Source organism: Rhodococcus sp. G-MC3 (genome assembly GCF_030063335.1).
Classification (GTDB): domain Bacteria; phylum Actinomycetota; class Actinomycetes; order Mycobacteriales; family Mycobacteriaceae; genus Rhodococcoides.
On sequence record NZ_JASISW010000084.1, the window covers coordinates 1 to 1,210 of the forward strand.

At 62.5% G+C, this 1,210-nt stretch carries 1 protein-coding gene; it reads right to left on the minus strand.

Annotated features, from left to right (window positions below; translation table 11 throughout):
• A partial coding sequence (locus QMK17_RS26265; RefSeq protein ID WP_283512219.1) for an IS4 family transposase occupies positions 1-1,170 on the minus strand: 1,170 nt, incomplete at its 3' end.
• Positions 1,171-1,210 lie beyond the last annotated feature (40 nt).

Sequence of the window (1,210 nt, forward strand, 5' to 3'; positions counted from 1 at the left end):
TCGCGCTATCCGCAGTGCCGCGACGAATGAGGCGCGGTCGGGGTCCTGTCCGCCTGCTCGCGCGGCGTCGACCATCAATGTTCGAATAGCGTAGTGGCAGCACAGGTGGCCCCAGATTTCTTGGAGTACCAGTGGTGGGGATTTCGAGCGCAGGACTGCTCGGGGTCCGCGTTGGTGGGTTTTTAGTTCGTCGAAGGTGTTCTCGATTTCCCAGCGTTCGGCGTAGGCGAGTGCGAGTTCGCGGGCGGGTGCCTCGGCGGGCTCGAGGATGGTGGTGAGCAGGCGGTATTGCTCGGGGTTCTCGCGTCCGTCGTCGAGGGTGTAGTCGATCACCCGAACGGTCAGCGGTGTTCGATGCTGACGCCGGATGCCCGAGGTCGGGATGATCGTCGCCAGCCAGGATCCGTCGTCGAGGGTCTCGATATGTTTCGGTGACAGTGTCGATTTGACTCTCCACAGCAGGTCCGCGCCGCTGGCGGCGGCGCGTGTCCACATCTCGAACCCGTAGAAGCCGCGGTCCGCCAGCAGCAGCATGCCGGGTTCTAGACGGTCGACGAGAGTGTTCGCTAGTTCGCGTTCCGAGGTCATGCAGCTGCCGACAGCGGCATCGAATACGGCATGGGTACCGCATTCGGCGACTGCGACCAGCCGGGCTTGCGGGTAGGCGGACTGCTCTCCGCGGCTCGACGGTGGTCGACCGAAGTGTTCGGTGTTCGCGGGCGTGTCGGCCAGATCCAGGCAGGTGCCGTCGATGGCCACCACGCGGCGGCCCGCCAACCACGATGAGGGTGTGGAGTCGACTGCTACAGGCTGCGCGACACGACGAAACAATGCTTCCATTGGATCTGGACCAAGGCGTGAACGTGCTTGAAAGATAGCCGATTTCGTCGGGGCGGACCAATGCTGCGACCACCCCGATGACCAGGACAAGCCGTCGGTGAGCTGTTCGAATACTTCCTCGTACGACGCATCGGCGTTCAATGCCATCCCGATCGCGAAATACGCCGTCACCCGAGCAGTCAACGTTCTACTGCGCTGCTCGGTACGACCGCATTCCGTGATCACCGCATCCACCACATCCGGCGGAAAGACCCTGGTCAACAACCCCACCGACACCACATCCGACAGCCGACGATCCGAGACCGGTTTCACCCATCCGCTACGAGGCACAACTCATCATACCTCGAAGGTCCTTAACTGAACGGTATTG